The organism is Anaerostipes hominis (ex Lee et al. 2021), assembly GCF_002270485.1.
Lineage (GTDB): Bacteria > Bacillota > Clostridia > Lachnospirales > Lachnospiraceae > Anaerostipes > Anaerostipes hominis.
Map to the genome: position 1 here is coordinate 51,087 of NZ_NQOG01000007.1, position 14,157 is coordinate 65,243.

Sequence of the window (14,157 nt, forward strand, 5' to 3'; positions counted from 1 at the left end):
TTTTGGGAAGCGGCGCAGTTCGGGCAGACACCAGCATAAACGGGTTTACCGTTGCCGTCTTGCCGGCGTCCCATTTTTATAAGTCTACATATTCTATGACATCCAACTCTTTTGGGGCGACGGTCTTAAAACCATTGGCCACGTTTAGATACTTCACAAAATCATCACGATTTAAGGTCATTTCCAGTTGAGTAGGTGTGACTGCTCTTTTTTCATAGACCGTCGTATCTCCCTGATCTTTAATTGCGACTGCGAGGAATATTGGAAACTTCTTCTTTCTGCATAAATCAATAACTTCATCTATCTTTTCTTTTATCTCTTCTCTAAAAACGACTTCTTTGTTCTCCATTTTTCTTCTCCTTATTTATAGGTTGTCAAACATTTCCATAAAAGCATCCATGCTATCAGCGTTTATTTGTTTTGTTTCCGGTGTTTTTATTGTTTGAGGGGTGTTTTGTGCGACATCTTCAGCCTTGTTATAGGGCTTTGGATTTTGGTTTATGGTTTCTTTGGGATGTTGCTTGGCCTCATCCTCCATAAGGACTTCTTTTGCTGGCCGTTTTTTACTAATAGGTCTAGGATCCTTCTTTTCACTTTTTCTCTCTTTAGATGGACTCCTTGTTCTTTTGGGTATTGGAGGGATCTCCGCTGCATTTACATTCCACGAAATGTATGGTTCTATAAACGCATACGCCAGGTATTCGCGGTATAAGATCTTGAGAGTGTCATTGATTCGATTCCTCATGATAGAATTCTTCAAGAAATCTAAAACTAAAAGGTCTTCCTTTTCTTCTGTGTCAAAAAGAAGATGGATCTGATAGCTTTTTTTTGTCACTTGATAAGCCTTGAAGTTTGTCGGAGGATAGATTTTAAAATCCTGGCGATGCAGGAAGGCTTTGATGGCATTTGCCATATCCATCTTAAACTTCGCGGTATCATATAGGTAAAGCTGGATTAGGTCAAGATCTCTTGGAAAATGCAGGCGGATTGTTACATGCCGTCGCATCTACGCCTGCTTTCGGCGTAAATTGGACACCAGAAACAGATAGTATCCGCGAACGTTCGAAAAAATGTTTGACAAATCCGAATCGTTTTGATTTCCGGATATTACCTGCAAACCCTCCATGTCCTTAAAGTAATCAATAATGAAGCCTTTCCAGGCAGCGCCGGTTCCTCCTGTGACGAGAAAGTAGTCAACGTCCATGAAGTAATTAAAAATTGGTTTGATCCGGTCTAATGCCTCCAGGCAGACTTCTTTTGTGTGCCTGGCAAGGATCTCGTCAAAGGGGATCTTTGTGCGCTGCATCGTTCGCTTGTCAAATTTGATAAACTTTCCTTCGGCAAGGTATTTTTGTAATGCATGGATCTGGATCTTGATTTTATATCGATCATAGATGTCACGGACCGTCCTAAGAAAAATTTCTTTCATTCCCAAATCATCGAAAGTCAGTTTAAATTCTGTATTTCCAGCTCGGACACTAAACACATCAAAGGTATCAAAACCGGGATCGCATACCAGAGTATTTTTTGAAAGGTAGTTCCTTGCGTCTGCTACCGGAGATCCATTGTTTTTTATACTCGCCCCAAACATAGAGCCTTTTGGCTGCTCCATGACTTCAATGTTTTTACGTTCCAAGTTTAAGTTGAAGTCTTTCCAGGAAGCAGCACCAATTTTTAGAGAAAAAACGTGTCGTCCGTATAAGGCATCCTTTAAATCATCGGAGTCAGTCTCCAGGTATTCCGTTGGCAGGCCAGTTTGTAGTAGATATGGGAGTCCGTCTGCTTTACCGTACTCGTTTTCCATAAGGGATATTCCTAATGCTGCCTGTGCAATAACACGGAACATAGGCTGGAAATAGCGGTTCCTTCCGTATAATATTTCTTCGGAATCTCCGGTCTCTATGTCATTGATCATTGAATTGGCCTTTTCACCAATGCACCAGGTCTTACCATCTTCTCCACGGTACAGGATGTCCGTCGGGTTTGGAGAGCCGATGATGGAATCTAAGTCGATCTCCCGGGCATAGGATGGAAACGCAAAGACTTTGTTTGGTGACATGCCTTTAACTGCGGAATATCCGATGTCGATGGCGGTTGGCCATACCTGCTCTGCTGCTATATTTTTACGTGCGATAAATAATGTTTTTGTTTTGAAATCTCTTGTGTTCATTTAAAGCTCCTTTCTCAATCACCTGTTTCTATTTATAGTATGATAACGCTTTTGTAAAAAAAGTTTTCTCTCATAGGATTCATCCTTTTCTTTATCAAGAGGGGCTTTTTCATACTATCTATAGACCATTGTTTTTATGAAGAGATGGAGAAAATGAACATCCAGAAAGGAGAATGAATGAAGATTTTTATGTATCAAAATTTCTTAAGAGCATATCAGATATTTCCGGATAAAGCCGATATTGCAACGAAAAAAATGGCAGAGGCGATGCGTATGCAGTGGAGTTTTCTTAATAATGAAAATGAAACCGTTGAAATTACAATGCTGAGAAATCGGGCTGTGAAAAAAGCTGTAGAATTGCTGCTTGCATTTAATCACCAGGCAAAGACCTGCGGATGTCCTTTTTTAAGGGCATTCGTTAGAAAGGAAGACATTGTGAGTTGTTCTAATCTTTTGAATGAAATTTTTGAAGCAACGATTCTTTCCATTCATGTAACTCCGGATGTGAAAGAACTTACGAAGGGGGTAGAAGCGTTTGTTTGATGCTGAATTGATCCGTGAAGAGATGGAAGTTTCCGCGGTACTGGATTATCACGACATCCCATACCGCAAAATTGGGAATCATTATGATATCTATTGTCCGGATCCGGAACATCATGATCATCATTTTGGAAACTGCAGGATGCAGGAGGATGGAAGGTACTATTGTTTTGCCTGTAAGAATGGGGGCAGTATTTTTGATTTTTTTATGCAGCAATTCGATTGTTCTTTTCCACAAGCGGCAGAGATGATCACAGAAGCCCTTGGAGGCCCTGATATCTTCCTAACAACTACACATCGCTGGGGTTCTTTTGATGAAGATGGTTTTCTTGCAGAATCTATTTCGAATAAGGATAAGGAACTTTTAAGACTTAAAAAGGGGAAGACACGACCAAGGATTCCGAAAGACTTCACCTATGAGAAACCAGAGAATGGAGAGTTTCGAACAGTTTATCAAACGATGGATGATGAAGAATTAAAAGGCTATCTTATCATAAAACCTTCAAAGGAGATATTTTCTCTAAAAGCTCTTTATAATGAAGACAGGGAAGCATATGATTTCCTTGTGGTAGGAAAGGCGAGAGAACGGATGATCGAATTCTTGGAAGAAATGATCCAAAACCCATATAACAAAAAAGCAAAAGAGCTTTTTAACAGATGCCGTAGTATTTTTCTTGAAAACGGCGGAATTCTGGAACGTGAGCAGGAAAAAGTATCAAGTCCATTTCGTAATATCCCTGTAGTAAATCATTTTTAACCCCGATTTTATCGGGGTTTTTGTGTAAAGAAATTTATGTAAGTGGATATGCTTATTTTTTGAGGTCTTTCCTTTTACATACTATAAACAGAGACATTTCATGAAGAAACGGAGTCGTTTAAGACAGATCGGAGGATAGAATGAAGAAAAAATGTATCATATGTGAGAGAGAAATTGATGAGAATGAGGTTTCCATTCGTGTGCATGAAGATGATCAAAAGGACTTTTCCATTTGTTCCAATTGTGTTGAAAGAATTTATAGTATGGTCCAGGACGCAAAAGCGAAAGAAGAAACCGTCATTTCGGTACATCCATTGGATGTTTACAGACATTTTGAAAAAAAGATCATTTCACAGGACGAAGCAAAGAAGACGTTAGCAGTAGCAGTCAGTAACCATTTTAAAAGGATCAGCCATCCGGAACTTGGAATAGAGAAGTCTAACATTCTTTTAGTGGGGCCAACTGGATGCGGAAAGACTGCCTTTGCAAGGGAAATTGCATCCTACCTTCAGGTACCATTTGTCGTTGCTGATGCTACATCCATGACCGAAGCGGGTTATGTGGGTGAAGATGTATCAGATATCTTAAGAAGGCTGCTTATTGTAGCAGATGGAAATATTATAGAAGCACAGAGGGGTATCATATTCATTGATGAAATCGATAAGCTTGCTTCAGGCTCCAATGAGAATACATCAATGGTCAAGAGAGAAGGTGTTCAGCAGGCGTTGCTTAAAATGCTGGAAGGTAGTCGGATTGCAGTTCCTATATCCAGTGAGAACTCTTCTACTAAGAAGAATGTAGAAATTGACACAAGCCAGATTTTATTCATTTGTGGAGGAGCATTCCCAGAGCTTTATGAAAAAGAAGAAAAAAAGAATTATTCCATTGGATTTCATAATTTTGAAGTTACGGAAAAGAAAACTTCTATTTTTGAAAAAATAAAGAATTTAGGCTTCCTGCCAGAACTACTGGGGAGACTGTCTGTTATTGTTACATTAGAAAAGCTTGATGTAACGGATATTCGGCGTATCTTGGTTGAACCAGAGAATTCTATTGTGGACCAGTATAAAAAATTACTATCTATTGACGGGATTTCCTTAGATTTTTCAAACGAGGCTATGGATACAATCGCAAAGAAAGCAATCCGGCTTGGGACAGGAGCAAGAGGGCTTCGTACTATCATGGAAAAGACGATGCTTGATATTATGTTCAAAGCTTCGGAAAAGAGTGGAAGTGAACTTGTCGTTACAAAAGAAATGGTTGATGCTGCATTCTACGAGCCCGATAAATCTGTTTACTGAACCAAAAAAGCACCTGAATGGTGCTTTTTTAATGTTTTTCCTGTTTTACTGTGCAGCGGTAAGGAGTGCCCTTGTAGAGTAACTCGCAGCTATCAGACACTGTACAAAAGAATCGTTTCGATAATTTTTCCCAAGGTATGTTTTAGAAACTTCGATCACTTTTTGACATAGGGCTGTATCAAAATAACGGATATGGCATTTGCTTTTTGGAATCTGTAGTTTTTCGGCGAGCCACTCATAAGTTTCTGATTTCGTCATGTCTTTATAAGTGTATAACTGATTGAGGTAATAATGGGCCTCCTGTCGCATTCTTCTTGTTTTGCGGTCTGCCATTGTCCCGGCAGGGGTCCCATCTGGATTGGCAATGATATAGGTGTCACATCCATTTTCATATTCGCTGCAAGCAAAAATAAATCGTCCGCTGGTCCGAAAAACCCCATCTGCACTGCGATATTTCACTGGGGCGCCGCAAATGGGACATCGCATGATCTTTTCATATTTTTTAATATTCTTCTTTCTTCTCTTTAATCGTTTTGTTTCCTCAATCTGATATTTTGTTTTTTGATTTTGAATCATAGCGGCCTCCTTTGTCTGTATTTCTTGTGTTTTGTTCTTAGTTTATCACAATATATTGTGTTATGCAATTTTTGGACCACAATATGCATTTCTCTCATAAGATCTACATATTGTGGATATGTTTCTTTGACATACTATAAATGAAAAGGAAAGGAAGGTCATATGAAAGTAAAAAGAATACTGCTTTGTCTATCCTTATGCTTGATCATGTGGAATTTTACTGGATGTGAAAAAGCGTTTCAGAAAGCAACAGTGCCAGAAAAGGAAGAAGTGGCTGATGCGAGGAAAAATCGTATCAATGAAATTTCGGCAGATGCTCTTCAAAAGACGGGGAAAACCTATCATTCGAACGCATTAAAAGCCTATCAAAAAGCATTAAATTCTGTGGGAGGACACCTTTATGATACTTCTTATATCTCAACAGGGGATCTTAAGGAAATGGCATCCATTATAAAAAAGGACCGGATGGTACAAGCCGTTATTGGAAAACGCGTGGGATATCTGAATACCAATCTTGATCAGGCAATGCCGTCTGGGCAGATAGAATCAACCAAAATGTTAGAATTTTATGGAAGCCTTATGCGTGCCGCACAGTCAGAGGCCGAAATCGAGAAAAAGATTAAGTCCATGGAGAGTTCTATGGATACTGAAGATGAGTTGGTAAATGAAAATTCACAACAGATAAACGCCTCTACAGAAGAGATGGTCTCAGATTCGTTCAATGCGGCAGAGAGTTCTTTGGAATGATATACAAAAGGTCCCCGAAGGAAAATATTCTCCGGGGATCCTGCTAGATGTTAAAATGCAATTTCCTGATATTCTTCTTTGTTCTCAAAATCAACAAATGCTGTTTGGAACATCTCATCTCCTTCAGAAAAAGGGATCAATGAGATTTCAAAATTATGCATTTGAAAATCTATATTTCCAATATAGTCTGGGAAAGTATTTTTAAGTTCCTTATGATTCCTGAGTCTAACGATCGCTGAGTTAAGGAGTTTTCGGACTTCCTCAATATGTACGCCAAGATGTCTGGCGATTTCTGAAAGATTCAGCGGCTGGCTTTCTTTATTTAGTCCGAATCTGTTTTTTACGACGTAACGAGATATATCATCCAAGGAATGCAGAGCTTTTTCTAAAGCATCTTGTTTTTCTACTTCCTCAAAATATTCTTCTGGACAGACTGTCGAAGGCTCTGCCAAAGTATTTGCGATTTCTTCATTTACTTCGTCGAGATACACTGTGTTCAGGGCATTTTTTGTGATGATTGCCTGTCGGACCGTCTCATAACGAAGATGCGTCAGTTCACAAATATCAGCAATAGATGGATCGGAATTCCCCTCAAGTTCCAATAGATCTATAGCCCTATTGATCTTTTTGATCTGATTTGCATAATGAGAAGACATTTGATAAATGTTTTGTGAGACGTACTCAATGATTTCATGCAGTATGTAATTCGTACAGAAAGTGATGAATCGTCCTTTTTCTGGATCAAAGCGATCCAGGGCAAGAATGATTCCGATGACACCGCTGTTCAAGAGATCGTGGTAATGTCCCTCCACAAAGGAAGGGTATTTGCGTTTGATCAGGGAGCCGACGAATGGAGTGTGCTTTGTAACGAAATATTCAATGGCTTCCTTTTTTAATGTTTCATCCCCAGAATGGAATTTCTCCATATAAGCAATCTCTTCCTGCTTTTTCGTGGTTCTTACCTTATAATTCATGTTAAATCCCCCTTAAATAACTCAAGAGAGAAAACCTAAGAAGGGGCGGCCCTTCTTTAAGAAGTCGTATGCAAGTTCAGCTTTCTCGATTCATATAATACCGTCCATCCTCGCAGCTGTGCTTAAGAATGGAATTGGAACGTTGAGCATGTTGATGAGATAATCTTTCGTCCACATAGCAAGTTCTCCATCTGAAATAACGATGCCGGACCAAGCGGCCCACTTGTTAAAGATATCAATATCCTTTAGTTTCGATAATTGTTTTTGATTATCTTCGGATGCGATATCCGATAGACAGTAACTTGCGACACTTCGGATGATACGCATACGTTCTTTGTCGATTTTCGTCTTATCCACTGCAATTCCCCCTTTTTTCCTGCTTTTTATTCTAATAATATAATACCAACTAAAATATGGAAAAACAAGAGTTAGAATTGATGATGAGTCTCATCTATCTTTTCAAATAGGGTAGAAACCCAGTGTTTATGCGAATTCTTGGACTTTGGGAATAATTAAGGAACTGAAAATATTTTGGAAACCCTATGAGAGAATTCCTTTTTGATATTGTTCATTATCATACTATTAGTGAAAGATAAAATTGAAAGGAGCAATTATGCAACTGATTGGTTACAAAATGAAAGGACAGGATCCAGGATCCATTCAGGTGGTGCTGGATGAAATGAGAAAGCGTACCTGTACGATACTTAAAAAACATTACAAAAAATTGCTGCAGGATGAAATAGAATCGGTTTTTGATGAAACGGCTCTTCTTATGGTAGAAAGACCTAATATACCGATCCTTTTAGCTGCACGAGACACCTTGAACCAAAAGGTGTTTGCTGGTAATTTACACATTTTATACAATTTTATGGTATCGACCCACCTTTTTTTCTTTGAAGGGGATTCTTACTTTCAAATCCATGTAGATGGGAAATGGATGTTTGATGGATCATTCTCAAAGATTCCGGGTATTTGTCCGTATCATGTCAGGTCTGTGGCAGATGTTGAGTTTGAAGTGGGGCAGTACTGGCAGAGGATCATGAGGTATGCTGAAGAACATGAGCCGTTAGGAGCCATAATCTTTCGGCCGGAGAAATTGTTGGAATTTGATACAAAAGCAATGGTAAGGCATATGAAGTTTCACAGTGTTTCTGAGCGCGCTCAAATGCGGGCCAGGCACCAGGTTATGAATTCAATTTTAGGCAGCATAGCAAATGGAAATATACCAAATTATAAGTTGATGCCATACATGGATATCGTTCTTTCTTGTCTTCAGGAAGAGGATGTAAAAGAAAAGATAAAGGAAGAGAGCATCCGTTTGATGCAAATTCTTCCGGAAATCAAAAAAGAAGATGTCATCCGGGATCCAATACAGAAACTAGAACAAAATGAGGAGGAAAAACATGAAGAAGAGTAAAATTACCATTTTTATAATCAGTACTATTCTGTTGGCCGTTCTGGGAATTAGTGCGTATAAGGTTACAACCTATTATCTGTATGGAATCCATACAGATGAGATCGACCTTAGTAGTTATCGAAAGCTTGAGGCTGTCTGCCAGAAAAAAGAGGCTATCAATGATGAGACTATAAAAAATGCGATGGAGTATGAGCTTAGTGAGAACAGGCCATTTACGAAAGAATTAAGAGCAAAAGTGAAAAAGAAAGATATCGTTAACATTGACTATGATGGATCGGTGGATGGAAACAAATTTGACGGTGGAAACGCAAAAGGATATGACTTAGAAATCGGATCCGAAACTTTTGTTGATGGCTTTGAAACAAAGCTGATCGGACGAAAGCCAGGAGATAACTTAACGATGCATCTAAAATTTCCAAAGGATTATTATAAGTCAGATCTTGCTGGAAAAGAGGTTGTTTTCCGTGTCAAGATCAATTTTATTAAAAAGGTCATGGATGTTAAGGAGAATTCTTATGAAGACGATGCCTTTCTGAAAAAATATACAAAGTACAAAAGCGCTTCTGATTTCAGAAAACAAATTGTATCAAAACTAGAGAAGGAAGAAGAAGTAGTTTTTCAGCAAAATAAAAGGGAGGCTGCATGGGCAGCCATTGTAAAAAGAGTAAAGGTCAAAAAGCTTTCTAATAAGGAAATTGAGAAAGAAATTGAACAGACGAACGAATATTATGAACAATATGCAAAATATATGAACTTACCTATGGATCAATTTCTCGAACAGTATATCGGAATGACCAAAGATAAATACGATGCTCAAAATAGAAAATATGCAAAAGAAACCGTTTTAGATGACATTCTTGTTTCTGAACTGGCAAAAAAGAAAAACATAAAAGTTTCTGAAAAGGAGTATCAGAGAATGCTTCGTACATATTATGAAACTTATCGTTATGATTCCGCAAAAGCATTTGAAATGAATGTAGGAAAGAAAGAACTTCAGAAGCTTTTCTTAAAAATGAAAGTGCAGGATTTTATTATAGAACAAACGACCTTTACTTTTCAGACCGAAAGAGAGATGAATGGGTCCACAGCTGACAGTACGGAAGCTTCTGATTAACATACTATGAATAGAAACCATTGAAAGAAGAAGAGGAGCTATATATACGCTCCTCTTTTTGTATGTGAAAGGAGGAGAACTAGTATGGAAGTGGAAATTGATGGGACATATGCGCGTGTGATCGATCGTGATGAGGAAAGTGGATTTACAATCTTTAAACTTCGTGTAAATAACTGCAAAGAAGAAGCCTTAAAGCTTGATAGGCAGGGAAATATCACGGTGAAAGCGGATAGCATTCCATATTACCAACTGGGCTTTCCGTTGCTTATCAAAGGAGAGTATCTTTTAGATGACCATGGATATGGACCAACAATCATTCATCCTATTGTCACAGAAAAATCCATGGATGAAGTTGTGACGGCAAACTATATTGCTGAGATATGTCGTGGGATAGGGATCGCGACGGCACAAAAGATCATAAGAGAGAGTGGGTATGGAACGGATGTTTTTGCATTGGCATGCAGCGCAGATGCTAAAGATACCTTAAAGAGACTCGGTGTAGCAAAGAGTGCAATCCGGGAATTTATTACAAACGTTAAACGGACCGTTGAGGAGCGAAAACTTTTAGAATGGCTCCATCCATATAATGTAAGCTATGCTTCCGTAGTCAAACTTTATGAAACTTATGGGGACGATGCAAAAAATCAATTAGAAAAATATCCGTATACTGTTGGGAAAATGATCGGTTTAACTTTTGATAAGATGGACGCTATTGCCAAAAAATCCGGAATCGATTGTGCAGATTATGATCGGATTATTACCGCAGTCAAGGGAGCGCTCCTAAATAATGAATCAAAAGGGCATACTTATGGACTGCAGGAAGATATCGTAAAGGCGGCTCAGAAGCTACTTCGAACATCATCCTATCCTTCGATCATTCCGGCGACAACTATAACAAATCATATGGAGCGGTGCCAAGGAATTGTTAAGGAACTGGCAAAAAAACCTCGTGTTTTCCTAAAAAATACGTTTAAGGATGAGCTGAATATTGCTCGTCAGGTTCTAAGATTGAGAGACTCAGCAATAACTACTCCTTTCGTACCTGAAATTGTTGATTATGTGGCTTTAGAGACCGGTATGACCTATGCTGTGCAGCAGCGCAACTCTTTTAATCTCCTTCGGACGACTGGTCTTAAGATATTGACTGGAGGACCGGGAACTGGAAAAACAACAACGATTCTTGGATTGATCGCCGGCTATCAATATATGTATCCAGAAGCGGTTGTTAGAATCTGTGCTCCGACTGGAAGAGCAGCGCAAAGAGCTTCTGAAAGTACCGGCATGGAAGCGGTCACTGCTCACAGGCTGTTGGAATATTGTCCTTATGGAGACAGGGATGATACTGCAATGATGAAAAATGAGAATGACCCAATTGAAGCAGACTTTATCGTTGTTGATGAAGTTTCTATGGCAGATAACTATTTGATGAGCAAACTTCTCAGTGCTGTAAAATCCGGAGGAATCATCATTTTGGTTGGAGATATTAACCAACTTCCTTCCGTTGGCTGTGGAGATGTTTTACATGACTTGATCTACAGCGGAAAGGTCGATGTATGTCAGTTGACGGAAGTTTATCGTCAAGCTGCAGACTCAACGATCATCAAAAACTCCAGAAAGATCAATCTTGGAGAGACGGACCTGCTTGAAGATGAAGATTTTCGGATTATCAAATGTTCCGATCAACAGGAAATGATTTTAGAGATCTCTAAACTAGAAGAAAAATATCATAAAGAAGATGATAAATATTTTGCCCAAACCTTGGCCCCGGCTCACAAACCCTTGGCAGGCGTTGAAAATTTAAATCGAACGCTTCAGAGGAAGATCAATGAGTCAAATGAGGGAAGAAGTCTACGGTTTGGAAAGAAGAGGTTCTTTTTGCATGATAAAGTTATCATGCTCCAGAACAATTATAACCTGGGAAATGGATATTATAACGGCGATATCGGAGAAGTTGTTTCTGTGGAGAATGGCGTACTGACCGTTTTGATACGCAACGAAGAATTTATTATTACGAGAGATCTGATTGCGAAACACATTGATCTTTCGTATTGTAAGACGATCCATAAGGCACAAGGCAGCGAATATCCAGTTGTGATCATTTCATTACCACACTGTATGAGCCTCCAAAGGAATCTTTTATATACAGGGGTCACCCGAGCGAAGTTTAAAGTAGCTATCGTTGAGGAGGATGGGGCACTTTTATATGCGATTGCAAAGGATCAAACCGGGCAAAGGAAAACGATGCTCATGGAACGTATTCTTCAACATTTAAAATAGGAGGAGAAATCATGAATTACATAGAAATCAAGGGGAAAATCGTGAAGGTGTTTGCTTCTAATATCAGCTGGGCATCCATTCTTATATTTCTTGAGGAAGAATGCTTTCAAAGCAAAGAAGTTCAGGCGATGCATTTGAAGGATCATGTTATGAAAGCGGCGGGGAATATCATGAGTGCCGGTGAGGAATGTGAGATCACAGCAAAGGGTTACGCAAAGATCGATCCGAAATATGGATTACAATTTCACGTACTGGAAAGCAGCATTAGGGAACCTAAGACAGAACAATCCATTTTTAAGTTTTTAACAAAGTTTATTGATGGGGTTGGTGATATTACAGCAAGGGCTGCTGTCAACACATTTGGTGTAGCAACTCTGGATGTGATTAAGAACCATCCAGAACGACTTGTGGAAGCTGGTGTAAGCAAAAAGAAGGCAGAAAAAATCCATGAATCATATTTAAGCAATAAGATTTATGAAGAAATCTCAGATTTTTTTCACGGGGATGTTACACAAAATCAGGTCATAAAAATTTATCATGCTTTTGGAAAAGATTCCATCAGACGGCTGAAAGAAAACGTTTATTTTCTGATCACGGATCTGGATGGCTTTGGTTTTAAAAAAGTCGATAAACTTGCCTTGGCCTCTGGAATCCAAAGGGACTCCCAGATCCGGATTGACGCGGCGATCACTGAAATTCTAAAGCAAAATGAATTTCAGGGGAATTGTTATTGTGAGGTTGATGCTTTTGAATCACTGGCCCGGGATTTTCTAAAGGAAAACTGCGTTGATCCTAAGGTAGTTGCCAAATGTTTGGCTGAACAGCATAGGCTCCGTAACATTGTCATCCGTGAGGATAAGATCTATCGGAGGGCAGTGTATGATGCGGAAGATAATGTGGCCAAGAAAATTGTAGAGCTATGTAAAAGAACGAAAGGGTTTTATGAGTCAAAGGATATCGAAGCTGCCTATCAGACCTTGTCCCATGGATTTTATTCATTGGATGAAATTCAAAAGAAAGCAGTTTTCCGTTCTCTAAGGAATGGGATGAGTATCATCTATGGAGGTCCAGGAAAGGGAAAGACTTCGATCATCCAGATGATCTGCGATATTTGGGAGTATCTGGCGGTAAAGCCGAAATACCAAAAAGAACATGGAAGCATTGTATTATTAGCTCCAACAGGAAGGGCAGCACAACGTATGAATGAGAGTACCGGAAGGCCGGCCATGACATTTCATCGTTTCATGGCAAGTCTTAAGAATAAAAATTCAGCAGTTGCCAGGGAATTTGATAATGAAAAAACTCTTTATATTATTGATGAAGCTTCTATGTGCGATATCCTCCTGTTATCCAATCTATTTAAAAGGGAAACGTTAAAACACTGCGTTATCGTCGGTGACAGCAACCAGATCCCTTCCATAGGACCAGGAAAGGTCTTATGGGACATCATCAATTCTGGGGTCGTTCCGGCAACCAAGCTGGAAGTGAGTTATCGTTTTGGCGGAAATATTTCTGTAAATTCCGATATGGTCTTAGCTGGAAGAGGAGAAAAGATTGTAACGGGAGCTGCTGATGGGGCTGATTTTTCAACCTTTCTGCATACGGATGCGATTGAGATTAAAAATGAGACGTTACGCCGCTATAAACTTAGATGTAAATACTTTGGCGTACGAGAGACGATGTGCATTGTGGCAAATCGACAGAAAAGAGGCGGCCCGCTTGCATCAGAGAACTTGAATCTTGAGCTGCAGGAATTTATGAATTCTCAAGGAGAAAAGATTCCGGGTTCCGGATTAAGGGTCAGAGACCGTGTGATGTATACCCATAATGATTATGAGAAAGAATGTATTGATCGTAAGGGCAATGTATCCCTTGGAGTATTTAATGGAGATCTTGGCATCATAGAATCTTATTCAAAAGAGGACGAATCCATACGGGTATCGTTTGATGATGGGAGGTCCGCGGAATTTAAGATAAGTTATCTTAGCAGCCTCACACTAGCATATGCTTTGACAATCCATAAGGCACAAGGCAGCGAGGCAAAGGCTATTATTATCTCACTTTCGAATCGAGAAATTTATAATTTTAACCGAAACCTCCTCTATACGGGGATTACCAGAGCAAAGAGCCATCTCGACCTGCTTGGAACAAAGAAAGCATTAAAGATCGCAATTGGTAAGATCGGGAGCATCAATCGGTCAACGACACTCATTCAAAGGATCCACTACTATATGAAACAATAAAAAGGGGCAACTGCTCCTTTTTTATTGTTGCCATACTATAA

The 14,157-nt window shown here is 39.3% G+C and carries 14 protein-coding genes; 8 read left to right on the top strand and 6 right to left on the bottom strand.

Annotated elements, in window-relative coordinates:
- Positions 1-76 precede the first annotated feature (76 nt).
- The 3 genes from CI597_RS08575 to CI597_RS08585 are packed head-to-tail and all read right to left on the bottom strand — an operon-like array spanning position 77 to position 2,170.
- Positions 77-349, bottom strand: a complete 273-nt coding sequence (locus tag CI597_RS08575; RefSeq protein ID WP_024727363.1) for a hypothetical protein — start codon at positions 347-349, stop codon at positions 77-79.
- 15 nt (positions 350-364) lie between these two features.
- Positions 365-1,006 (bottom strand): hypothetical protein, encoded by a 642-nt coding sequence (locus CI597_RS08580; protein WP_024727364.1) that lies wholly within the window; start codon positions 1,004-1,006, stop codon positions 365-367.
- Positions 1,007-2,170: a ParM/StbA family protein gene (locus CI597_RS08585; RefSeq protein WP_024727365.1), complete on the bottom strand. Its 1,164-nt coding sequence runs from the start codon at positions 2,168-2,170 to the stop codon at positions 1,007-1,009. It lies immediately after the preceding gene.
- 177 nt (positions 2,171-2,347) lie between these two features.
- Between CI597_RS08585 and CI597_RS08590 the strand changes: the two genes are divergently transcribed.
- From CI597_RS08590 to clpX, 3 genes are all read left to right on the top strand, one after another.
- On the top strand, positions 2,348-2,713 hold the full coding sequence (locus CI597_RS08590) for a hypothetical protein (protein ID WP_024727366.1): 366 nt from the start codon (positions 2,348-2,350) through the stop codon (positions 2,711-2,713).
- A complete protein-coding gene (locus CI597_RS08595; RefSeq protein WP_024727367.1) occupies positions 2,706-3,467 on the top strand; it encodes a CHC2 zinc finger domain-containing protein in 762 nt (253 codons plus the stop codon). Before CI597_RS08590 ends, CI597_RS08595 begins: the two co-directional genes overlap by 8 nt.
- 140 nt (positions 3,468-3,607) lie before the next feature.
- Positions 3,608-4,768, top strand: coding sequence for an ATP-dependent Clp protease ATP-binding subunit ClpX (clpX, locus tag CI597_RS08600; RefSeq protein WP_024727368.1), 1,161 nt, complete (start codon positions 3,608-3,610; stop codon positions 4,766-4,768).
- 45 nt (positions 4,769-4,813) lie between these two features.
- Here clpX and CI597_RS08605 read toward each other — a convergent pair whose 3' ends face one another.
- A complete protein-coding gene (locus CI597_RS08605) occupies positions 4,814-5,344 on the bottom strand; it encodes a zinc-finger-containing protein (protein ID WP_024727369.1) in 531 nt (176 codons plus the stop codon).
- A gap of 162 nt (positions 5,345-5,506) precedes the next feature.
- On the opposite strand from CI597_RS08605, the gene CI597_RS08610 reads away from it, so the two are divergent.
- The gene (locus CI597_RS08610; RefSeq protein WP_024727370.1) at positions 5,507-6,091 is read left to right on the top strand and encodes a hypothetical protein; all 585 of its coding nucleotides are present in this window, start codon (positions 5,507-5,509) and stop codon (positions 6,089-6,091) included.
- Positions 6,092-6,141: 50 nt separating this feature from the next.
- On the opposite strand, the gene CI597_RS08615 is transcribed toward CI597_RS08610, so the two are convergent.
- Positions 6,142-7,065 carry a sigma-70 family RNA polymerase sigma factor gene (locus tag CI597_RS08615; RefSeq protein WP_024727371.1) on the bottom strand — a complete coding sequence of 308 codons (924 nt, stop codon included), beginning with the start codon at positions 7,063-7,065 and terminating at the stop codon, positions 6,142-6,144.
- Between the two features lie 90 nt (positions 7,066-7,155).
- Positions 7,156-7,422, bottom strand: a complete 267-nt coding sequence (locus CI597_RS08620) for a hypothetical protein (RefSeq protein ID WP_024727372.1) — start codon at positions 7,420-7,422, stop codon at positions 7,156-7,158.
- A 256-nt stretch (positions 7,423-7,678) separates the two neighbouring features.
- On the opposite strand from CI597_RS08620, the gene CI597_RS08625 reads away from it, so the two are divergent.
- The 4 genes from CI597_RS08625 (at position 7,679) to CI597_RS08640 (ending at position 14,116) form a co-directional block, all read left to right on the top strand.
- On the top strand, positions 7,679-8,482 hold the full coding sequence (locus tag CI597_RS08625) for a hypothetical protein (protein ID WP_024727373.1): 804 nt from the start codon (positions 7,679-7,681) through the stop codon (positions 8,480-8,482).
- Positions 8,469-9,596, top strand: a complete 1,128-nt coding sequence (locus tag CI597_RS08630) for an FKBP-type peptidyl-prolyl cis-trans isomerase (RefSeq protein WP_024727374.1) — start codon at positions 8,469-8,471, stop codon at positions 9,594-9,596. Before CI597_RS08625 ends, CI597_RS08630 begins: the two co-directional genes overlap by 14 nt.
- Before the next feature lie 84 nt (positions 9,597-9,680).
- Complete coding sequence (locus CI597_RS08635) at positions 9,681-11,873, top strand: AAA family ATPase (RefSeq protein WP_024727375.1); 2,193 nt, start codon at positions 9,681-9,683, stop codon at positions 11,871-11,873.
- 11 nt (positions 11,874-11,884) lie between these two features.
- Positions 11,885-14,116, top strand: coding sequence for an AAA family ATPase (locus tag CI597_RS08640; protein WP_024727376.1), 2,232 nt, complete (start codon positions 11,885-11,887; stop codon positions 14,114-14,116).
- Positions 14,117-14,157 lie beyond the last annotated feature (41 nt).

What these genes read in the sequence shown, in the direction of transcription:
- CI597_RS08640 (WP_024727376.1), top strand. Translation starts at nt 11,885, where the DNA reads ATGAATTACATAGAAATCAAGGGGAAAATCGTGAAGGTGTTTGCTTCT.
- CI597_RS08575 (WP_024727363.1), bottom strand. Translation starts at nt 349, where the DNA reads ATGGAGAACAAAGAAGTCGTTTTTAGAGAAGAGATAAAAGAAAAGATA.
- CI597_RS08630 (WP_024727374.1), top strand. Translation starts at nt 8,469, where the DNA reads ATGAAGAAGAGTAAAATTACCATTTTTATAATCAGTACTATTCTGTTG.
- CI597_RS08585 (WP_024727365.1), bottom strand. Translation starts at nt 2,170, where the DNA reads ATGAACACAAGAGATTTCAAAACAAAAACATTATTTATCGCACGTAAA.
- clpX (WP_024727368.1), top strand. Translation starts at nt 3,608, where the DNA reads ATGAAGAAAAAATGTATCATATGTGAGAGAGAAATTGATGAGAATGAG.
- CI597_RS08625 (WP_024727373.1), top strand. Translation starts at nt 7,679, where the DNA reads ATGCAACTGATTGGTTACAAAATGAAAGGACAGGATCCAGGATCCATT.
- CI597_RS08610 (WP_024727370.1), top strand. Translation starts at nt 5,507, where the DNA reads ATGAAAGTAAAAAGAATACTGCTTTGTCTATCCTTATGCTTGATCATG.
- CI597_RS08580 (WP_024727364.1), bottom strand. Translation starts at nt 1,006, where the DNA reads ATGCGACGGCATGTAACAATCCGCCTGCATTTTCCAAGAGATCTTGAC.
- CI597_RS08615 (WP_024727371.1), bottom strand. Translation starts at nt 7,065, where the DNA reads ATGAATTATAAGGTAAGAACCACGAAAAAGCAGGAAGAGATTGCTTAT.
- CI597_RS08635 (WP_024727375.1), top strand. Translation starts at nt 9,681, where the DNA reads ATGGAAGTGGAAATTGATGGGACATATGCGCGTGTGATCGATCGTGAT.
- CI597_RS08605 (WP_024727369.1), bottom strand. Translation starts at nt 5,344, where the DNA reads ATGATTCAAAATCAAAAAACAAAATATCAGATTGAGGAAACAAAACGA.
- CI597_RS08590 (WP_024727366.1), top strand. Translation starts at nt 2,348, where the DNA reads ATGAAGATTTTTATGTATCAAAATTTCTTAAGAGCATATCAGATATTT.